Here is an 18782-nt window from a genome sequence, read left to right on the forward strand (position 1 = left end):
CCTTCCCGAACTCAGAAGTGAAACCTCTTAGCGCTGATGGTAGTGTGGGGTTACCCATGTGAGAGTAAGTCATCGCCAGCTCATTATTCTAAACACCCCCTTCAATACAAGGGGGTGTTTTTTTATGCAGTAAAGAATGAATTAGAATGTAAAATATAAGCCCTAATCATAGGGCCTTACATCAAACAATAGATTAAAGTTGTCGTCGAGCGTGTTTTAACGCAGTTCTTAGGCCTTCCTCTAGCGTTGGATGGTAGAAAGGGTGATCTAGAATTTCATCAACAGTAAGATCACTGGAGATAGCCCAAGCGAGCAAATGTGCTAAATGTTCTGCTGAATAACAAAGAAATTCTGCTCCGAGAAGTTTACGTGAGTGTCGATCGACGTAAACCTCTACAGCCCCAATATTTTGTCCATTGACAATCGCTCGTCCTTGCTTTTCGTACGATACGATACCCGTAACGAACTTATGATTGGCTTTACGCAGTGTTTGATAAGTGGAGCCGACCCCTGCCATTTCTGGTGAGCTAAACATAATACCCAATCGGGTAAGACTTTTTTTCTGACTCGATTGATGTTGATTGAGGCAATTATGAACTGCCAATTTACCTTCATAAGATGCTTCATGCTGGATAGGCGTTGCAGTAAATGCATCACCTACAATGTAAATGGGGTAGTCACCAAGCTGTTTAGTGGTTGGATCAACAGGTAGTTGCTTTAGATCAATGAATTCATCATTTATATACTGAATATTTAAAGAATCTAAATTCGTGGTACGACCAGTCGCAGATAATAGGTAATCAACTTCTATAGCTTTATTGCTACCATTTTCGATAAAGTTAATTTGAACCTTATCTTCGCCTAATTTCTCAACCTGCTCGGGTAAAATCTCATATTTGATATTTAATTCTTTTGAGAATATTTCTTGAGCAAGCGTTTGTAAGTCTGGGCTAGTCAATGAACCAATTTTTTTACTGCGAGCAAAAACTGTAGTTTCCACACCTAGACGCTGCATGGCTTGTGCAAGTTCGATTGCAATGACACCGCTTCCAATTACAGCTAAACTTTTTGGTAAAGTAGGTATTTCAAAGACTTGATCAGAAGTTAAATATAAATGACCAAGTTTTTGTTGCCAATCTTGATTTACTGTTGGTCTTGAACCAACAGCGATAATGAACGATTTAGCTTGGTATTTCTTATTATTAACATTGATTGTGTTTGCATTTACAAATGTTGCGCGACCTGAAATTTTGTGCGCTGTAGGCCATGAATTAACGTCCTTCAGTGTTGCTTTTGTAAATCGATCACGTAATTGCTGTACATGTTGCATAACATCTTTAGTGTCAATTTGAGAAGAAATTTTTAGCCCAAGTTGTTCTGAAGTTCTCGCATTATAGGCAAGATTAGCTGATGAAATTAGAACTTTACTCGGCATACAACCTACTCGAGCACAAGTGGTATCCCACGGACCGTCGTTCACAATAAGTATATTTTGTGTAGTTTTAATGGCTTCTTTATAAGCTGAAATACCAGCAGTACCAGCTCCAATAATAATGATATCGTACATATTGTATTGAGTAAGAATGATTTGAATTCACTATATAAAAAAAACTTCGATGAAGAAGTTTTTTTTTCAATTTATTACACTTAAACCTTTAACTTTTGGTGATATCCATATTTTGAAAATTTGTATTATTTAAAACTAAGTATTTTCATGGTTGTTATTGAAAGAAGATGAAAGAAAAAGGCGCTTGTGCGCCTTTAAAATGAATAAGATACATTTATCTTATAATGATGTACCTGCATGCACACCAACAGTTGGTTTTACATTCATTGATGTGCAACCGAGTAAAAGAAACGAACAACATAATGCAATACAAATTTTATTCATGAATGAGTCCTAATGAATTTGCTTTATTAAATAGTAACGTAGAACGACTACCTGACTTACATACTAAAAGTATAGGTTTAGGTAGACTATTGTAATACTTCGCAAACTCATGAACATCTGCATCTGTTATTTGACCTGAAATAACAGGTTGGTAAATCAAACTGATTTTAGACTTTTCGGCTAAAGCTCTTAATTCACTTGCAGTTGTTTCGTTACCTGATTCTTGATCAGGACGGTTAACGATCACAGACTTAAATCCCTGCTGCATTAAGGCATTGAATTTTGTAGCCGTCATATGACCCGATATACTCACAGATGGATTAAGTGCTTTACTGAGCGGTTCTGATGCTGAATGACTTAGCGTTACGATACTAAAAATGAAGATGGAAAGGATGAATCTAAACCACATCTTAGTCATCAAGCAAATCCATTTGTTTTGCTAATTGGTAGAGATTGTTAGAGCGATTTCCCGTACGACAGAACATTAATACTGGTTTTGGTAGCTCATTGAAATGATTTGCAAAAGTACGAACATCAAGCTCAGTAATTTGACCTGCAACTACAGGTTGATATACATAATCTAAGCCTTGAGCGCGTGCAGCTTCTTCAATTTGGGCACTTGTTGGCTGTTCTGGTCCGCCTTCCATATCGGGGCGATTATTAATCACAGATTTAAATCCTTTTTCAACAACTTGAACTAAATGTTCTGGCCCAATTTGACCAGCAAAACCTACATTTTCACTCATTGCGTCACTCCCAAAATAAATTAAAAGACTATGCTACTATCATAGCATCTCGCTCAGATATGAGCTTTGATCGACACAAAAAATTTAAAATAAAAATCGTATGAATACATGCATGGAGCACCTATGTACGATTACACCGTAGAGCCGCTGTACGTACAAAAAGCAAATGAGTTGATCGCTACTGACCTTTATTTGCCTGTCAAAGTTAAAAGACCTCCTGTGCTTATTATGGCGCATGGTTTTGCAGGATTACGTCAATTCAAATTAATCCAATATGCGCAACGTTTTGCTCAATCAGGTTTCGCGGTTGTACTCTTCGACTATCGTTGTTGGGGAGGAAGTACGGGTAAACCACGAGAAATGGTCTCTATCCGTCAGCAGCTAGAAGATTGGTATGCTGTGATTGCGCATATCAAATTATTCCCTTTGGTTGATGGGCACCAGCTTTTCTTATGGGGAACGGGTCTGAGTGGCGGATATGTTCTAAAACTTGCATCTGAGTTAAATGGGATTCGGGCTGCAATAGCGCAAGTACCCTTTGTGGACGGAAATGCCAGCAGTAAAATTTATCCAATTCAACATATGGCGCAGGCTTTAAAGTTATCGAGTCAGGATTTAATGGCAGCCAAAGTTGGACGTGTTGGAAAAAAAATGCCTGTCGTTCATCCTTATGCATTAAGTTTTTACCCGAGTCAGGATAGTTATCAAGGGTATATGTCGATCGTTGATTCAAACTATTATTGGAGCGGTGAGGTGCCTGCAAGAGCTATGTTGGACGTCATACGATTTCGACCGATTACTACGGCAAGAAGTATTAAAATTCCTGTGTTATTTATTGCTGCCAAGAAAGATGCAGTTATTCCCATAGAAATTAGTCGTGAAACGGTAACCAATATGGCACCTTATGTGGAATACCATGAGTGGAATATGACACATTTTGATATTTATCAAGCAAATTGGATGGAAAGCGCAATCAAGCTTCAATTAGAATTCTTAGATCAAAATAGAGGAGTAAACTCGTGATTGTTGTTTGTCCAACATGTGGCGCAAAAAATCGTGTACCTGAAGATAAAATCCAATCTCAGCCGAATTGTGGTCAATGTCATGAGCATTTGATTCCGCTTGCCCCTATTGAGCTGAATGAGCAAAACTTTAGCAATTTTATTACCAATAGTGATTTACCAGTATTGATTGATCTTTGGGCAGAATGGTGCGGGCCTTGTAAAATGATGGCACCGCATTTTGCCGAAGTAGCCAAATCAAATCCGCATGTGGTTTTTGCGAAGATAGATACTGAAGCGAATCCACGTTTAAGTACTGCCTTTCATGTTCGTAGTATTCCAACGTTGGTATTGATGAATAAAACCAATGAAATTGCTAGAATAAGTGGTGCATTACGTGCAAATCAATTACAAGATTGGTTAGATCAGCAATTAAATGCTTAACCAATAGGCCAATATTTGGAGTGACTGTGTCAGATTCTCAACTTAAGCCAGAAGGTACATTATCCCTTCAAACCATTGCTATGCCTGCAGATACCAACTGGAGTGGGGATGTTTTTGGTGGTTGGATTGTTTCACAAATGGATTTGGCTGGAGCTATTCATGCAGAGCGTTATACAAAAGGTCGCTGTGCAACCATTGCAATTAATCAAATGACATTCCTTGTGCCTGTTAAGGTGGGTGATGTCATTAGTTGTTATACTAAAATCTTAAAGCTCGGAAATACCTCCATTCAAATGCAAATTGAAGTGTGGGATAGTCACGACTCTTCACGTCCAGCGAAAAGAGTGACAGAAGGAGTTTTCACTTTTGTTGCGGTAGATGTAAAAGGGGCAAAACGCCAGATTCCAGATGATGTTAAACAAAAGTTTCAAGAATCTCTAAGCATCTAATCACAAAAAATCCCAACATTGTTGGGATTTTTTATTAGGGAAACTTTTTTAGGATCAATATGATCATGAGCTTTATTGCTTAAGTTGAGATTTTGCAATCCAAGCCCAGAGCATTTCACATTGAATTGGCTCTTCGCCAGACTCATCTGTCACGATCACCTTGACAAGGGTTTCACCTTTTTCAGACTCTTGCATCTGTTTTTGTTGATCATCAGTCAATGTAGCGACTGCAGTCATCGCACCTTTAGATGGGCGTTTGAAATCTACTTTTAAGCTTTTTATTAATACGATTGAGGTATCGGGTACATTCATGCCCGTAACAAAGCCAGTAGCTGTTTCAGCGATCAGCGCCATTGCGCATGCATGCACTTGACCAATATGGTTTTGCATTGCTTTATGGTTTTCGATTTTAACGACAACTTTAGCATGACTAACTTCAAGATAACGTAATTTGGCGGTTCCCACCATTGGAACGACACGGCCAAAAGCTTTGCTCCATAAAGTACTACGGATACCTTGTGGAAACTTAGATGTCGCTTTTACTAACTTAGATAAACGATTGCCTTTTGCCATGATCAGTTCCTATGATGGAGCAAAGAGATTAGTCTTTGAAGTTGTTAAATTGAAGTGGGATACCGAATTGTTGTTCTTTTAAGAACGCCATAACTTGTTGTAATGTATCGCGCTTCTTGTCAGTGACTCGGATTTTATCGCCCTGAATAGAAGATTGCACTTTGATACCACTTTCTTTAATGGCTTTATTAATTTTTTTTGCTGTATCAGAGTCAAGACCGTCTTTAAGTTTAATGACTTGAATGACATTTTTGCCAGATGCTGTCATTTTTTGCGGATCTAGTGCTTGAACGTCGACTTTACGTTTATAAAAGTGATTTTCCAGCATGTTGTAAACTTGCTCACATTGGAAGTCACTTTCAGTCGAGATCTTAATTTCTTTATTTTTTTCGTTTAATTCGATCGAAACGTCTTGACCACGGAAGTCGAAACGCGTTCCGATTTCCTTTTGTGTGTTTTGAACTGCATGATTTACTTCAAAAATCTCTAATTCTGAAACAATATCGAAAGATGGCATAGTTTAGACCTTTACAAATAGAAAGAATATCTGAGATGCTAGGGATGTTTTCTTCATTTGCCAAGTGTTGTTTACATCAAAGGAGTGCGCAATGATCCGTAAACAAGAAATTACAACATTTGAGTTCCCAGCTGACGCGATTATCTGGGATGTACGTGATACAAGTGCTTATGCTGAAGCACATGTGAAAGGAGCGGTGAACCAACCGATTTCCACACTTTCAGCAGAAAGCCTGGCTCAAGTTGCAGCGGATCAACCGATTTACATTTTATGTGGCGGCGGAAGTAAAGCACCACGTGCTGCAGAACTATTAGAAGGCTTTGATAGTTCACGTGAATATGTGGTCTTAATGGGTGGTACTCGTGCTGCTCGTGAGGCAGGATTACCTTTAGAGCAAGGTTAATCATGGTTGAAAAAAGCGCCTTATGGCGCTTTTTTAGTTTCAATAAATCATGATGATTGAGTTTTAGCCTGAAAATATGGCTTCTTTATTCTTACTTTCTTTCTAAATCGATGAACATTGAGTTTATTGAGTAAAGTTTCAGATATAGGGCATGCTGTTTTTAAGATTTGAGCCACCAGAATTTCAGCACACAAAGGAGCAAATAAAAAGCCTTTAGATCCCAAACCTGAGAGTGTATAAATCTCAGTATCAGATTCAACCTGACCTAAAAGCGGAAAATAATCCTGACTTTGTGCACGAACAGAAGCTCTACCATGCCAAGAATGATGGTCAGGAAATTGTGCAGCAATATCTGGTGCGAGATCTGCAAGTAACCTGTAGTTATGTTCATGATCTTCATCAAGAACATCTTGATCATCTCGATTAGGGTAAAAAGAAGCACCTAAAATGATTTGATGATCATTTAAAGGCATACAGTAGCCACCATAGCTATATGCTTCATGTTTCTTGAACTGTGAAGATGAAACATGATTAAACCAGCTAACTTGACCACGTATCGGTTTTAAAATCGGAAAATCATCAAAGAGATTCATACTTTCACGGGCACAACAAATAATCACGTGGTCAAATTGATATTGTTGTCCAACATGATCTGTTATACCGACTTGATGATTGGCAAGTCGGTCCCACGATTTGATTGTCGCTTGCTGAAATTCGATCAGTTCATTCGATAAAATTTCTTTAGCCAAATCATGCGGTCTGATTGTTCCAGCCTGTTTCAGGGTGAGGAATGCTTGGTTGAACAGGCTGTTTTCAGCGGCAGAATTTGCTTCGAGTATGTTTTCTGGATATTGATTTGCAAGATCGAGAAGTTCATCAACGTGTTTAAGAGGGATTTGATGGACTTGTGCTTCGTCAAAGGCTTTAAATTTTGAATAATGGTTCATCGCATGTTGCCATGCTAATGTCATCAAATGATCGGCACTTTGTTCAATAGGACAGAGTTTGGGATTCAATAAAGCCAGAGGATTTCCTGACGCGCCACTTAATGGCTCATGGTGGTCAAATAGGCGGACGCGGTGACCTCTTAATGCAAAGGCATAGGCACAACTTAAACCCGCAATTCCAGCGCCTACAATGCCTATACGGCGTTGAGAACTTGAGTGTGGTTTGTATTGGTAATCTTCGGGAGAGAGTTCACTTTTTTCAGCCTCTTCGTCTAAAGGCAGTAAAACTCCCTTTAGCATTTCACGTTTGTGTCCGAACCCTTTTGGGCGTGTAATTTTCACGCCGTGTTTTTTTAATCCTCTTTTGAGGATGCCAGCAACACTGAAAGAGGCAAAAGTAGTTCCAATATCTGATAGTCGAATAATTTGATTCAGAACTTGTTCTTCCCACATATCTGGATTACAGGCAGGAGCAAATCCATCTAAAAACCATGCATTGACAGTGCTAGTTTTGGCAATGACTGGAAAAACATCATGTGCATCACCTAACCAAATATCAATACTAAAACGCTCATCTGGAAAATGAAGGCGGTGGCATCCTGCAATCGGCAGTGGATATTGGGCAATGAGTTGATCTGATAAATGTTTCAGTTCAGGCCAAGCATTTAAAGCTCGGATCAGATCAGCCTTGCTCAATGGAAATTTTTCCACCGTAATGACATGCAGTTGACTATGATTATTTGGACGAATTGATTGCCAAAGTTGCCAAAGGGTGAGGATATTTAAACCCGTGCCGAAGCCAGTTTCTCCGACTGTGAAATGTTCAAATGGTTTTAAGTCCGATAGGCGTTCATGTAGATCATTACCATTGATAAAGACATGACGCGTTTCAAGAAGGCCATTGGCTTTTGAAAAATAAACATCACCGAAAATTTTAGAAACTGGAATATCGATTCCATCAACGAGTTGCCAATCGAGATCAGCAGTTTGAATGGCCTGAGTCAAAATTTGAAACCTTTGAAAAGCGTGTCAGTGGTTTACCACTGACGACGTCGTTTTGTATAGATGTAACTGGCAATAATAAAGCCGACAAAAATACCGACAGCCATTGTTGCTGCACCGTACAGAAACATTTGAGCACTACGTTCACTTTGAAGCACCTGAATTTGTACACCTAAATTATCATTTTTTAGTTGTAATTCTTGATTCTGTGCTAAAGCTTCTAGGTTTGCTTTTTCAAGCTGTTGGAGACGTGTTGCTTGGTCTTTGACTAAAGCCTTTACTTTTGCTTCTTGAAGCGCTTTATTTCGTGCAATTTGTTCAGCTGTAAGTGGCTTTGCAGGCGTAGCTGTTGCTGGCTGAGACTGTGCAGCTGGATTCGCTGGTGCAGCAGTAGTTGCTGCGGGTTCAGCCCAAGCTGAAGATACCAATGCAAAACTGATGAAAAGAGCAGAGCGTGTCAAATTCATCATCTTATTCATGTGGTAATGCTTTATTAAAAGGTTTTACGTCAATGCTGGCATAAATACCTTCTTTTAAAAAAGGCTCATCTGCTAACCATTCATCTAACGCTTCACGGCTTTCAAAATCTAAAATAAGGGTGCTGCCATAAAATCCAGCTTGTGGGTTATTACGATCTTTTGGCATCGCGCCAGCGACGATTACGCGACCTTCCTCAGCCAGTTTTTCAAGGCGTGCAAGGTGTTGTGGGCGTGTTGCTAAGCGTTTTTCAACAGTACCTTCTTGGTCGGTACACGTCACTACAAATAAGGGCATGGCGAAATCTCTATATCCTCTTTCAACACGATTATTCTTCTGCAGATTTAAAGTGTTTTCGTAAAATGATGAATTGAATAATGATAAATGAAAACATCACAATCATGTCACCAAAAGCAGTAAATTCACCCCAATATTTTCCATCCATGAACACGAAAGCAAAGAAAATATGCAATGATGCCATACCAACAAACATCGCGGCCCAAGCATAGTTTAAATTTTTCCATCCCTGCGGTGTTAAATTTAAAATAGGACCAAATAAGCGTTGAATGAGAGGTTTGCGGTCTTTACCAAAATAAGGTGAAATTAAGAAAGCACCAGCAAATACAAAATTCAAGATCGCTGCTTTGAGACGAATATAAAAATCATCACTCAACATGAGAGTAATCCCACCAAAAATCACCGTCATAAATAAAACAATCCATTGTTGTTTATCGAGATGAAATTTTTGGCGGACAAATAATGCGCCGTAGACCACGAGCATAGAAATGATTAAGCCCGTTGTAGCAACGAGAATATGGTTATTATCGACGCCACCTGCAGAGCCGATCCATTGCAGTAAAGGGTGATTGTTATCTTTGGGATCGACAGTTTTGTAAAGCCAAAAGAAAATTATGAGTGGCACAAAGTCTAAAAGTGCTTTCATGTTAAAGTATCTATGCAGTTCAGGTGGATGGATTAGTATAAAAGATGCAAGGCGTAGATTTACACACACATAGTAATATTTCTGATGGAACTTTATCGCCAGAGTTACTGGTTCAAGCTGCGCTCGAAAAAGGGATACATACCCTTGCACTGACTGACCACGATAGCATGGATGGTTTGGTTCTGGCTGAAAAAGTTGCAAAAAATCAACCAATTCAAATTATTTCAGGTGTGGAAATTTCAAGTCAGTGGTCTAGACCTTCGACCAAAAAAAGTTATGGTGTGCATGTGGTCGCACTGAATATGCAATCACCTGATCCTTTGCATAAGCTACTAGAACAACAAAAGATAATTCGAGCTGAACGTGCTCAACTCATCTGTGAATTGTTGAAGCCTCTTATTGGAGAGGATATTTACGCGGATGTGGTTGCGAAGGTCGAGGGTATACCTGATCGTGTGACACGAACCCATATTGCGAAGACGTTGGTCGAGAAGGGTCATGTTTCACGTCCGCAACAAGCTTTTGACAAATATATCAAGGAAGGTAAAAAAGCTTATGTTCAGTTTGAAGGACTTGGTCTGGAGGAAACGATACGTGTAATTCATGAGGCTCAAGGGTTTGCTGTTTTGGCACATCCTACCCGTTATGATTTATCTGCGACCAACATTCGTTATTTAATTGAAATATTTGCACGTTACGGAGGCGACGCAGTTGAGTTGCCACCTGCGATTGAGCCTACCTCGACGCGACAAATGGTAGACCGAATGATTGCCGAATTTGGGCTTAAAGTATCAGTTGGAAGTGATTTTCATGGAGATAATATGCCATGGATAAAATTGGGGAATATCCCTCAAGTGAAAGAGGGGCAGGTTGGCATCTGGGAAAGTTTTATTGTATAGAAATTCTCTTATAACAACGGATAAGAGAATTTTAGGCGTTGATAAGACATTCAGTTGTCACGAATCAAAGTAAGTTGTGATCTTGTGCTTGGATCGGTGGAGGAGTTGGTTTTCCTAAAGTCCCGAGTAGTTCAATCTCGATTGTACGAACCATGGCATCGAGTGGAAGATCATTACTTTGTGTACCAAAAGGCTCTTCTATTTCAGAGCTGAGCGCATCAAGCCCCAAAAACGTATATGCTAAAATACCGACTAAAAGTGGTGTCGCCAAACCGAGCACCGAGCCTAAACTAAATGGAAGCATAAAACAGAAAAAATAAACGGTACGGTTTAAGAGTACTGAATAAGCATAAGGTAAAGGAGTTGTAGCAATACGATCACAGCCTGTTTGAACCAAACTTAATTCAGTTACATGTTGGTTCATTTGTGTATAAATAATGTCTGAAATTTCGCCTTCTTTCAGTGACTGCATCAACTCCCATTGAATCAAACTTAATGTGTATTGTGGTGCATTGGCTTGCTGGTAAAGTTGAGTTAAAGCTTGTGGACTCATGCCACTGGTTTGATGCAAAGCATCGGGACTGACTGTTTGATGACGAAGACGGTCACGCAGTACGTTCGCAAAAACAATCATATGCTGAATTACACGTTCACGACGACCTTGCGGCAAGATCCGGCAGTCTCGATCGAAATGTCGAGCATTGGCGATTAAGCTCCCCCATAATTTACGCGCTTCCCACCAACGGTCATAACACGCCGAATTTTTGAAACCTAAAAAAATCGACAATACTACTCCGATCAGTGTAAACCCAACCAAAGGAATTTCAGGGAATCTATAGAGATTTATATATTCAATTCCCCCCACGATTGCTGAAATCAGCATAACGATTCCAAGTGGAGGTAATACCTTCGGTAAGATGGTTCCACGCCATGAAAATAATAGTTTTAGCGTATCGGTTTGATCACGAACAATCATGTAAATCAATCTTTCATTTTTCTATGATCTTCACTAGTTCAGCGAGTATTGTCAATGATAAAAAATGGAAACTTCGAGCAATTTTATTCTGTAATTTATAGACTTATTCTCGGATCAGTTGGTGCTCCATAAAAGAGTAGCTGCCTTCGGTGGAAATGATGACATGATCGAGTAATTTAACCTCAATTAAATTACAAGCTCTACTTAAAGATTTCGTCAAATTGATATCGTCAATTGAGGGCTGAGGAATTCCTAAAGGATGATTATGTGCAATAATCACAGCACTCGCCTGAGTGTGGATGATATGTCGAATAAACTGATTAATTGAAACTGCACAGTGGTTAGTAGAACCAAAGAATAATTTTTTAAAATTAATTTTTCTGAGCCTTGCATCTAAACAGAGTACCGCGAAAATCTCTTGAGATTCGCCAATAAGTTCATAACGAAGATAATCTTGAATTAAATCAGAGCGACTTAAATCAATTTGTTGGTTCAATTGATGTTGCAAGTAACGCCGTCCAAGCTCTTTTACAGCCATCAATTGAGAGTATTTAGTGTCTCCCATGCCATGGAACATGCGAATTTCGTCTATCGATGCATCAAACACTGCATTTAAGCTTCCAAAATGTTGCAACATCAATCTTGCTAATTCGACCGCAGAATGTTGTTGAGATCCTGATCTTAAAAAGATGGCGAGGAGTTCTGCATCAGAGAGGCTATGAGCACCTTGGCGGAGTAATCTTTCTCGCGGTCGTTCTTGTTCGGGCCATTGTTTGATCGAATTATTCATTATTATTCACTGTTTTAAATTATTTTAACTTTTGAATATTCACCAAGGTATATCTTGGGTGGCAGAATATTTAATGCTATTGTGAGCGCCACTGCAATAAAAAGGTGACGTGATCTTGAGTTTTGATCTTAGTGTGTTCTCCAATAAAAATATTATTCTTGCTGTTACTGGTGGTATTGCTGCTTATAAAAGTGCCATCTTAGTACGCCGACTTAAAGATTACGGATTTAATGTCCGAGTTGTAATGACTCAAGGTGCCCAAGCTTTTATTACGCCGCTTACCTTTCAAGCATTGTCGGGTAATCCAGTACATACTGAACTTCTAGATACAGAAGCTGAAGCTGGAATGGGGCATATCGAATTAGCACGATGGGCGGATTTGGTGCTTGTCGCTCCTGCCAGTTGTGACAGTATTGCTAAATTTGCTTGCGGACTAGCGGATGATTTACTCAGTACACTCTATTTGGCAACAAAAGCACCTGTTTGGATCGCACCAGCCATGAATCAACAAATGTGGGCGGCTAAAGCAACACAGCGCAATTTGAGTACTTTGGTCGATGATGGTGTGCATGTCATTATGCCTGAGGCGGGTTCTCAAGCGTGTGGCGATGTTGGATTAGGACGTATGCCTGAGCCTGAAGATTTAGCTGAACAGGTACGAGAATATTTCCATAAAGCGCAGCGTGCAATTGCAGAAAAATTTGGCTTGCTGGCGGGTAAAAAAGTGACGATTACCGCAGGTCCAACTCGAGAGGCAATTGATCCAGTGCGCTATATTTCAAATCACAGCACTGGAAAAATGGGGTTTGCTATTGCTGCTGCATGTTATTCAGCAGGTGCTGAGGTGACACTGATCGCGGGTCCTGTCAGTTTAGATACACCGAATGGGGTGAAGCGTTTAAATGTATCTTCAGCGAGACAGATGCTTGATTTAAGCATGAATCAGTTGGAAACAGGATGTGATGTATTTATTGCGACAGCTGCCGTAGCGGATTATCGTGTTGCAGAAGTTGCGGAACATAAAATCAAAAAAGCTGGTGATGAGTTAGCTGTCTCTCTTGTTAAAAATCCTGATATCGTGGCGACGATAGCTTTGCAAGACAAACGTCCATTTATGGTCGGTTTTGCAGCTGAAACGCGTAATGTTGAAGAATATGCCGCAGGTAAATTGGTGGCTAAGAAACTAGATATGATCGCATGCAATGATGTTTCAAGAGCGGATATTGGTTTTGCTTCAGATGAAAATGCGATGACTGTGTTTTTTGCTGAACAATATGAAATGGAAAAACGTGATCTTGAAAAAGCTTCAAAGCAAGAAATTGCACAACAATTGGTTGAAGCTATCCATGATGCATTACATCAAGAAAAACGACCTGTTTAAATGTAGGATATAAAAAAGACCGCAAATGCGGTCTTTTTTATAAGGGGGAAGTTAATCAAACGATTAAGCTTGACCTTCAGCAGCTGCAGCTTGAGCGCGTTGCATGTTTGCCTCAAACTCAGCATCGAAGTTAATCGGTGTAAGAAGTAATTGAGGGAAGCTACCTTTAGTTACAAGATCATTCACCGCTTCACGAAGGAATGGGAACAAAATATTAGGGCAATAAGCACCAAGAATGTACGGAAGACGTTCATCTTCAACGCCATCAATCAAGAAAATACCTGATTGTGTTACGTCTACGATAAATGCAGTTTCACCTGCATTCGCAGCTTGTACAACCACTTTTAAAGAAACTTCAAAATGAGTTGGATCTACTTTTTCAGCTGATGAAGAAAGATTGATGTTTAACTCAGGTTGCCATTCTTTTGTAAAAACCGCAGCACCAGGAACTTCAAAAGAAATATCTTTTGTATAAATACGTTCTAATGCTAATTGTGGTTGAACTTGTTGTTCTTCACTCATTCTTAATTCCTTAGATTTAGTGATTATGCCAATAATTCGTCTAGTTTACCTTCACGCTCTAAAGCATAAAGTTGGTCGAAACCACCGATGAATTGATCTTTAATGAAAATTTGTGGCACTGTGCGATGGTTGGTTTTTTGCATTAACTCAACACGAACCTCAGGTGCTTCTTTTGATAAATTAATTTCTTTGTACTCAATGCCTTTACGTTCAAGGAGTTGCTTTGCACGTACGCAATAAGGACACATCGTTGTTGAATATACAGTCACTTGAGCTGTCATTTTACAAACTCCTTAAGCTTTTTTGCTTTTTACTAAAGGTAAGCCTTGAGCTTTCCAGTTACTAATGCCACCGTCTAAACGATAACTATCTGTATGACCGACTTGTTGTAAAGCAGAGCCTGCAACTTGGCCTAAATTACAAATGAATACCAATGGACGGTCCGCAGCTTTTAATTCTTCAACATTGGCAGCAATTTGACTATATGGAATATTACGACTACCACTAATATGACCTTCACGGAAATCTTTAGCATCGCGCAAATCAATCAGCATCGCATTTTTAGCTTTCACTAAAATTCCGAGCGATTGTGGCGAAATTTTACGACCACTACGTTGTCCTTCAAAAACGAAAAACAAAACAATAAGGGCCCCTAAAATTGCAAATAAAAAGGGGTGATTCCCCATAAATTCGAACCAACGTTCCACAAATCACCTAATGACTAATTAAAAACTGCGTTGAGTATAACGTATATATATGGTGATCAAAATCACTGCTTCAAGGGCGTGCTTAAAGAAAACTAATTTTTTTGTTGCGCCTCAGTAATCTCATCTATTAGACGTAAATAACTTTCTAAACGTCTTTGTAAAATATCACCATTTTTGACACCTTCTTTAAGCGCACATTGCTTTTCGTGCGTATGGGTGCAATTGCGATACTGACAATGTCCTAAGAGCGCAGAAATTTCAGGAAAGCCACCATCGATTTTCTCATGATCTAAATGCCATAAGCCAAATTCACGAATACCTGGGGAATCGATTAAAGCACCATTTTCACCAAAACGAATTAAACGTGTTGAGGTCGTGGTATGTTGACCGAGTGCGGAGTTTTCTGAAATGACATTGGTTTTTTGATCAGCATCAGGAATGATGGCATTAATAAGTGTACTTTTCCCAACACCTGATTGACCTACAAATGCAACAGTTTGGTTGTCAATACGTTGAATCAACTCATCTAAATTACCATTAGATTGGGTCAGGATGAAATCATAACCAAGTTGACGATATTCTTCTGCTAACAGCAAAATTGGATCATTTTCTTTCAGTAAATCACATTTGTTTAATACTAATAAAGCAGGAATATTGGCATCTTCACATGCAACCAAATAACGATCAATTAGGGTTGGTGCAGGTTCTGGTAACGGTGCAATCACAATGACGATCAGGCTGATATTTGCAGCTACTGGTTTTACTTTGTGATAACGATCTGGGCGAGTCAACAAGGATTGTCGCGGTTGAATCGCTGTGATAATACCTAAGCCAGTATTTGGATCTGCTTGCCATTTTACGCGATCACCTGTAACCAATAATTCTAAATTGGTACGGGTATGACAACGCCAAACGCTATTCAGCTCAATAGGTTTCCAAAAAGGTTCTGGCTCACCTTCTTTGGTATCTGGTTTTATTGGATGTTGATCAGGCAAGGAGAGGGCTTGTACTTCGAGTTGTCGACCATAGTGTTGGACGACTAAGCCTTCTAAGTCGTGAGACGTGTCGAGTTCTTCTTGACGTGTTTGATGTTGTTTCTGAATACGACGTTGTTGTTGCTCTGTCAAACGACGCTTACGAATTAAAGCCATTCACAACCTAAAAAACCTTGAAATTTAGATGGCAAAAATAGCATGATGAGCCATGGATTTACAGCCAAGATCGGAATAATTTGCTACTATCCATCTTTAATTTAGCCCAATAAGATTGCACTTTATGAGCAGCACCCCAGATACCCGCTTAATTTGGATCGACCTTGAAATGACAGGGTTAGATACAGACAATGATCAGATTATTGAAATTGCAACGATTATTACGGATGATCATTTAAATATTCTTGCTGAAGGCCCAGTGTTAGCTGTACATCAGTCAGATATTATTTTAAATGCGATGGATGAGTGGAATACACGTCAGCACGGGCAATCTGGACTTATTGAACGCGTACGCCGTAGTAAGTTAACTGCGCAAGATGCTGAGCAACAAACACTTGAATTCTTAAAAAAATGGGTCAATCCTAAATCATCTCCAATGTGTGGAAACTCAATTTGCCAAGATCGCCGTTTCTTACATCGTTTAATGCCAGAGCTTGAGCAGTTCTTCCATTACCGTAATTTGGATGTGTCTTCTGTTAAAGAGTTAGCAAAACGCTGGCGCCCAGAAATTATGAGTGGTTTAAAGAAAAATGCTTCTCATCTTGCGATGGATGATATTCGTGACTCAATTGCTGAATTGAAGTATTACCGTCAATATTTTTTCATCTCAAATAATTAAAAAGTTCTGTTGAAATTTTAGAAAAGGGGCTAAGGCCTCTTTTTTATAGATTTTATAAATGATCTAAAGAACAAAGTATTAATTAAAATGTTTAAAAGTTGATAGCAAAAAATAAACTGACTTTTATGCTGATAGATCTCAGAATAGTGAAAATTTAAGAATGATAACAGAGACTAAGTTATGCAAAGTAGTAATCCGATCTTAACCCGTGTAGAGACGGTATCCAATTATCAACAACCCATGACCATTCAAGGCGCGATTCAGAAATCAGTTGTATTAACTGTGATTTCTGCAGCGGTGGGTATCGCGCTGTTTATTTATAGCTTTATGACTTTAAATGTCTCACTCGCTTATGCCAGTGCGATGGTGGGGGCGATTGGTGGATTCATTCTGGCACTCATTACTACTTTTAAGCCGAATACTGCTCGAACTTTGGCTATTCCATATGCTTTATTTCAAGGTGCATTTTTAGGGGGGATTTCAGTCATATTTCAACTGAAATATCCTGGTGTTCCTTTAAAGGCTTTGCTCGCAACATTTGTCACGACTTTGGTGATGTTCGCGCTTTATCGTTTTCAAATTATTCGTGCGACTGAGAAATTTAAAGCGGTTGTGTTGTCAGCCACCATTGCGATTGCGATTGTATTTGTTCTCCAATTTATTATGAGTCTAGCTTTTGGTTCGAGCATTCCATATATATTTGATAATAATTGGCTAGGTTTAGGATTTGCAGCTTTTGTCGCCATTATTGCATCATTAAATCTAATTTTAGATTTCGACCTGATTGAAAATGCCGCAGCTCAATATGCGCCTAAAGCGATGGAATGGTTATGTGGAATTGCCTTATTAGCCACTTTAGTTTGGATGTATTTCTCTTTCTTGCGTTTAATTGGTCTACTGTCTAGTAATGACTAATGTCGTTCAGCTAAGGCGTGTAAAAAGATCAGACTGATGTCTGATCTTTTTTTAGCGTCTAATTCGGTTTAACAATTTTTTGAAAAAAGATGCATTATGCAATTTCGTAAATGCTCTAGACTTGGCATCATGCATGAAAATTAATTTAAGTGAGAGTCACATGGCACAAGGACTATTAGCAGGTAAACGTTTTTTAATCGCGGGTGTTGCGAGTAAATTGTCGATTGCATTCGGTGTTGCAGAAGCTTTACACCGTGAAGGTGCAGAATTGGCATTTACCTATCCTAATGAAAAAATGAAGAAGCGTGTTGATGACTTTGCTGAACAGTTTGGTTCAAAACTAGTTTTTCCATGTGATGTTGCTGTTGATGCTGAAATCGAACAGGCATTTGCTGAATTAGCAAAACATTGGGATGGTTTGGATGGCGTAGTGCATTCAATTGGTTTTGCACCAGCACATACTTTAGATGGTGATTTTACTGAAGTTACTGATCGTGAAGGTTTTAAAATCGCGCATGACATCAGTGCCTATAGCTTTATTGCCATGGCTCGTGCGGCAAAACCACTTTTAACTGCTCGTCAGGGCTGTTTGCTCACACTCACTTACCAAGGTTCAGAGCGTGTGATGCCAAACTATAATGTTATGGGATTGGCGAAAGCATCTTTAGAGGCTGGCGTTCGTTACTTGGCTTCAAGTTTGGGTGCTGAAGGAATTCGTGTAAATGCGATTTCAGCTGGTCCAATTCGTACGCTTGCGGCTTCAGGTATCAAGTCTTTCCGTAAGATGCTTGATCTGAATGAAAAGGTTGCACCTTTAAAGCGTAATGTCACGATTGAAGATGTAGGTAATGCGGCATTGTTCTTGTGTTCACCATGGGCGAATGGTATTACTGGCGAAATTTTATATGTAGATGCTGGTTACAATACGGTGGGTATGAGTGCAGATTTAATGCTAACAGAATAAATCTCATCTTAGTAACAAATAAAAATCGGCAATTTATTGCCGATTTTTTTACATTTTTTAAAGTTCATTTATGTAACCAAGACTAGGTAAATCGTATTTTTTTTGATTAAATATTAAGAAATTATTTAGCCTTATTAAATTATAAAAGACAGATAATAACCATGCTTGCCAACATCTTTTCGGCATTGGAACAGCTCGGTCTAACCGCCCAAAACAGAGCCCTCCACATCCAATTCAGTCATTCACAACTGAATAGCCAAGTCTTCCTACAACGCATCGATGGCAGCCATGTCCTTAACGAAGGCGTTCAAGCAGAACTCATCTGTCTCTCGACCAATGCCTTAATTCCACTCAAACAATTCATCGGCACACAAGTGGCCGTCGATCAAGTCACTGATCAAGGAA

25 protein-coding genes are annotated in these 18782 nt (G+C 39.3%); 10 read left to right on the top strand and 15 right to left on the bottom strand.

The genetic code is table 11. The features are described 5' to 3' along the window. Positions 1 to 193: 193 nt before the first annotated feature. The 3 genes from FTV32_RS14330 to FTV32_RS14340 all read right to left on the bottom strand — a co-directional run bounded on the left by FTV32_RS14330 (position 194) and on the right by FTV32_RS14340 (position 2637). On the bottom strand, positions 194 to 1567 hold the full coding sequence (locus FTV32_RS14330; RefSeq protein ID WP_180029012.1) for a dihydrolipoyl dehydrogenase: 1374 nt from the start codon (positions 1565 to 1567) through the stop codon (positions 194 to 196). Positions 1568 to 1883: 316 nt separating this feature from the next. Beyond that, complete coding sequence (locus FTV32_RS14335) at positions 1884 to 2309, bottom strand: beta-lactamase hydrolase domain-containing protein (protein ID WP_035269717.1); 426 nt, start codon at positions 2307 to 2309, stop codon at positions 1884 to 1886. Continuing rightward, positions 2302 to 2637, bottom strand: coding sequence for a TIGR01244 family sulfur transferase (locus tag FTV32_RS14340; RefSeq protein WP_035269714.1), 336 nt, complete (start codon positions 2635 to 2637; stop codon positions 2302 to 2304). Before FTV32_RS14340 ends, FTV32_RS14335 begins: the two co-directional genes overlap by 8 nt. A 123-nt stretch (positions 2638 to 2760) precedes the next feature. Here FTV32_RS14340 and FTV32_RS14345 point away from each other — a divergent pair, with 123 nt between their 5' ends. From FTV32_RS14345 to FTV32_RS14355, 3 genes are all read left to right on the top strand, one after another. After that, complete coding sequence (locus tag FTV32_RS14345; RefSeq protein ID WP_035269712.1) at positions 2761 to 3660, top strand: alpha/beta hydrolase; 900 nt, start codon at positions 2761 to 2763, stop codon at positions 3658 to 3660. After that, complete coding sequence (trxC, locus tag FTV32_RS14350; protein ID WP_035269710.1) at positions 3657 to 4082, top strand: thioredoxin TrxC; 426 nt, start codon at positions 3657 to 3659, stop codon at positions 4080 to 4082. The genes FTV32_RS14345 and trxC overlap by 4 nt, the downstream gene beginning before the upstream one ends. Before the next feature lie 80 nt (positions 4083 to 4162). After that, complete coding sequence (locus FTV32_RS14355) at positions 4163 to 4531, top strand: acyl-CoA thioesterase (RefSeq protein WP_218945426.1); 369 nt, start codon at positions 4163 to 4165, stop codon at positions 4529 to 4531. Between the two features lie 72 nt (positions 4532 to 4603). On the opposite strand, the gene FTV32_RS14360 is transcribed toward FTV32_RS14355, so the two are convergent. Both FTV32_RS14360 and FTV32_RS14365 read right to left on the bottom strand, forming a co-directional pair. Further along, the gene (locus FTV32_RS14360; RefSeq protein ID WP_035269707.1) at positions 4604 to 5104 is read right to left on the bottom strand and encodes a DUF4442 domain-containing protein; all 501 of its coding nucleotides are present in this window, start codon (positions 5102 to 5104) and stop codon (positions 4604 to 4606) included. Between the two features lie 28 nt (positions 5105 to 5132). Continuing rightward, entirely contained in the window at positions 5133 to 5621 is a 489-nt protein-coding gene (locus FTV32_RS14365; RefSeq protein ID WP_035269703.1) for a YajQ family cyclic di-GMP-binding protein, read from the bottom strand. 91 nt (positions 5622 to 5712) lie between these two features. Here FTV32_RS14365 and FTV32_RS14370 point away from each other — a divergent pair, with 91 nt between their 5' ends. Further along, positions 5713 to 6024, top strand: a complete 312-nt coding sequence (locus tag FTV32_RS14370) for a rhodanese-like domain-containing protein (protein WP_035269700.1) — start codon at positions 5713 to 5715, stop codon at positions 6022 to 6024. A gap of 47 nt (positions 6025 to 6071) precedes the next feature. Here the strand turns inward: FTV32_RS14370 and mnmC are convergent, their stop codons facing one another. The 4 genes from mnmC to FTV32_RS14390 are packed head-to-tail and all read right to left on the bottom strand — an operon-like array spanning position 6072 to position 9393. Beyond that, positions 6072 to 7976 carry an FAD-dependent 5-carboxymethylaminomethyl-2-thiouridine(34) oxidoreductase MnmC gene (gene mnmC, locus FTV32_RS14375; protein WP_035269696.1) on the bottom strand — a complete coding sequence of 635 codons (1905 nt, stop codon included), beginning with the start codon at positions 7974 to 7976 and terminating at the stop codon, positions 6072 to 6074. Between the two features lie 32 nt (positions 7977 to 8008). Continuing rightward, positions 8009 to 8443 carry a hypothetical protein gene (locus FTV32_RS14380; RefSeq protein ID WP_092768912.1) on the bottom strand — a complete coding sequence of 145 codons (435 nt, stop codon included), beginning with the start codon at positions 8441 to 8443 and terminating at the stop codon, positions 8009 to 8011. A 1-nt stretch (position 8444) separates the two neighbouring features. After that, positions 8445 to 8747 (bottom strand): YciI family protein, encoded by a 303-nt coding sequence (locus FTV32_RS14385; RefSeq protein WP_035269693.1) that lies wholly within the window; start codon positions 8745 to 8747, stop codon positions 8445 to 8447. Between the two features lie 31 nt (positions 8748 to 8778). Beyond that, entirely contained in the window at positions 8779 to 9393 is a 615-nt protein-coding gene (locus FTV32_RS14390) for an inner membrane-spanning protein YciB (RefSeq protein ID WP_035269690.1), read from the bottom strand. 44 nt (positions 9394 to 9437) lie between these two features. Here FTV32_RS14390 and FTV32_RS14395 point away from each other — a divergent pair, with 44 nt between their 5' ends. Continuing rightward, positions 9438 to 10292, top strand: a complete 855-nt coding sequence (locus FTV32_RS14395) for a PHP domain-containing protein (protein WP_035269688.1) — start codon at positions 9438 to 9440, stop codon at positions 10290 to 10292. A gap of 64 nt (positions 10293 to 10356) precedes the next feature. On the opposite strand, the gene FTV32_RS14400 is transcribed toward FTV32_RS14395, so the two are convergent. Beyond that, on the bottom strand, positions 10357 to 11268 hold the full coding sequence (locus tag FTV32_RS14400; RefSeq protein WP_035269686.1) for a bestrophin family protein: 912 nt from the start codon (positions 11266 to 11268) through the stop codon (positions 10357 to 10359). Positions 11269 to 11371: 103 nt separating this feature from the next. Then, positions 11372 to 12058, bottom strand: coding sequence for a DNA repair protein RadC (gene radC / locus FTV32_RS14405; protein ID WP_035269684.1), 687 nt, complete (start codon positions 12056 to 12058; stop codon positions 11372 to 11374). 115 nt (positions 12059 to 12173) lie between these two features. On the opposite strand from radC, the gene coaBC reads away from it, so the two are divergent. Then, the gene (gene coaBC / locus FTV32_RS14410; protein WP_035269682.1) at positions 12174 to 13439 is read left to right on the top strand and encodes a bifunctional phosphopantothenoylcysteine decarboxylase/phosphopantothenate--cysteine ligase CoaBC; all 1266 of its coding nucleotides are present in this window, start codon (positions 12174 to 12176) and stop codon (positions 13437 to 13439) included. Positions 13440 to 13502: 63 nt separating this feature from the next. On the opposite strand, the gene secB is transcribed toward coaBC, so the two are convergent. The 4 genes from secB to rsgA form a co-directional block, all read right to left on the bottom strand. Next, positions 13503 to 13961 carry a protein-export chaperone SecB gene (secB, locus tag FTV32_RS14415; protein WP_035270796.1) on the bottom strand — a complete coding sequence of 153 codons (459 nt, stop codon included), beginning with the start codon at positions 13959 to 13961 and terminating at the stop codon, positions 13503 to 13505. A gap of 23 nt (positions 13962 to 13984) precedes the next feature. Next, the gene (gene grxC / locus FTV32_RS14420) at positions 13985 to 14242 is read right to left on the bottom strand and encodes a glutaredoxin 3 (RefSeq protein ID WP_035270794.1); all 258 of its coding nucleotides are present in this window, start codon (positions 14240 to 14242) and stop codon (positions 13985 to 13987) included. 12 nt (positions 14243 to 14254) lie between these two features. Further along, positions 14255 to 14668, bottom strand: a complete 414-nt coding sequence (locus tag FTV32_RS14425) for a rhodanese-like domain-containing protein (RefSeq protein ID WP_035270792.1) — start codon at positions 14666 to 14668, stop codon at positions 14255 to 14257. Positions 14669 to 14760: 92 nt separating this feature from the next. Next, positions 14761 to 15819 (bottom strand): ribosome small subunit-dependent GTPase A, encoded by a 1059-nt coding sequence (gene rsgA / locus FTV32_RS14430; RefSeq protein ID WP_035270790.1) that lies wholly within the window; start codon positions 15817 to 15819, stop codon positions 14761 to 14763. A 124-nt stretch (positions 15820 to 15943) separates the two neighbouring features. On the opposite strand from rsgA, the gene orn reads away from it, so the two are divergent. The 4 genes from orn to FTV32_RS14450 form a co-directional block, all read left to right on the top strand. Beyond that, complete coding sequence (orn, locus tag FTV32_RS14435) at positions 15944 to 16498, top strand: oligoribonuclease (RefSeq protein WP_035270788.1); 555 nt, start codon at positions 15944 to 15946, stop codon at positions 16496 to 16498. 180 nt (positions 16499 to 16678) lie between these two features. Beyond that, positions 16679 to 17413: a Bax inhibitor-1/YccA family protein gene (locus FTV32_RS14440; RefSeq protein ID WP_035270860.1), complete on the top strand. Its 735-nt coding sequence runs from the start codon at positions 16679 to 16681 to the stop codon at positions 17411 to 17413. 160 nt (positions 17414 to 17573) lie between these two features. Next, positions 17574 to 18377 (top strand): enoyl-ACP reductase, encoded by an 804-nt coding sequence (locus FTV32_RS14445; protein WP_092768909.1) that lies wholly within the window; start codon positions 17574 to 17576, stop codon positions 18375 to 18377. 161 nt (positions 18378 to 18538) lie between these two features. After that, a partial coding sequence (locus FTV32_RS14450) for a hypothetical protein (RefSeq protein ID WP_180029013.1) occupies positions 18539 to 18782 on the top strand: 244 nt, incomplete at its 3' end.

The organism is Acinetobacter sp. YH16032 (genome assembly GCF_013417345.1).
In the GTDB taxonomy this organism is placed as follows: Bacteria; Pseudomonadota; Gammaproteobacteria; order Pseudomonadales; family Moraxellaceae; genus Acinetobacter.

Bases quoted from the DNA above. Each gene is read 5' to 3' on its own strand.
- FTV32_RS14395 (WP_035269688.1), top strand. From the start codon at position 9,438: ATGCAAGGCGTAGATTTACACACACATAGTAATATTTCTGATGGAACT.
- FTV32_RS14365 (WP_035269703.1), bottom strand. From the start codon at position 5,621: ATGCCATCTTTCGATATTGTTTCAGAATTAGAGATTTTTGAAGTAAAT.
- FTV32_RS14385 (WP_035269693.1), bottom strand. From the start codon at position 8,747: ATGCCCTTATTTGTAGTGACGTGTACCGACCAAGAAGGTACTGTTGAA.
- grxC (WP_035270794.1), bottom strand. From the start codon at position 14,242: ATGACAGCTCAAGTGACTGTATATTCAACAACGATGTGTCCTTATTGC.
- secB (WP_035270796.1), bottom strand. From the start codon at position 13,961: ATGAGTGAAGAACAACAAGTTCAACCACAATTAGCATTAGAACGTATT.
- FTV32_RS14400 (WP_035269686.1), bottom strand. From the start codon at position 11,268: ATGATTGTTCGTGATCAAACCGATACGCTAAAACTATTATTTTCATGG.
- rsgA (WP_035270790.1), bottom strand. From the start codon at position 15,819: ATGGCTTTAATTCGTAAGCGTCGTTTGACAGAGCAACAACAACGTCGT.
- FTV32_RS14355 (WP_218945426.1), top strand. From the start codon at position 4,163: ATGCCTGCAGATACCAACTGGAGTGGGGATGTTTTTGGTGGTTGGATT.
- FTV32_RS14345 (WP_035269712.1), top strand. From the start codon at position 2,761: ATGTACGATTACACCGTAGAGCCGCTGTACGTACAAAAAGCAAATGAG.
- FTV32_RS14390 (WP_035269690.1), bottom strand. From the start codon at position 9,393: ATGAAAGCACTTTTAGACTTTGTGCCACTCATAATTTTCTTTTGGCTT.
- FTV32_RS14380 (WP_092768912.1), bottom strand. From the start codon at position 8,443: ATGATGAATTTGACACGCTCTGCTCTTTTCATCAGTTTTGCATTGGTA.
- FTV32_RS14440 (WP_035270860.1), top strand. From the start codon at position 16,679: ATGCAAAGTAGTAATCCGATCTTAACCCGTGTAGAGACGGTATCCAAT.
- FTV32_RS14335 (WP_035269717.1), bottom strand. From the start codon at position 2,309: ATGACTAAGATGTGGTTTAGATTCATCCTTTCCATCTTCATTTTTAGT.
- orn (WP_035270788.1), top strand. From the start codon at position 15,944: ATGAGCAGCACCCCAGATACCCGCTTAATTTGGATCGACCTTGAAATG.
- FTV32_RS14330 (WP_180029012.1), bottom strand. From the start codon at position 1,567: ATGTACGATATCATTATTATTGGAGCTGGTACTGCTGGTATTTCAGCT.
- FTV32_RS14445 (WP_092768909.1), top strand. From the start codon at position 17,574: ATGGCACAAGGACTATTAGCAGGTAAACGTTTTTTAATCGCGGGTGTT.
- FTV32_RS14340 (WP_035269714.1), bottom strand. From the start codon at position 2,637: ATGAGTGAAAATGTAGGTTTTGCTGGTCAAATTGGGCCAGAACATTTA.
- FTV32_RS14360 (WP_035269707.1), bottom strand. From the start codon at position 5,104: ATGGCAAAAGGCAATCGTTTATCTAAGTTAGTAAAAGCGACATCTAAG.
- FTV32_RS14370 (WP_035269700.1), top strand. From the start codon at position 5,713: ATGATCCGTAAACAAGAAATTACAACATTTGAGTTCCCAGCTGACGCG.
- radC (WP_035269684.1), bottom strand. From the start codon at position 12,058: ATGAATAATTCGATCAAACAATGGCCCGAACAAGAACGACCGCGAGAA.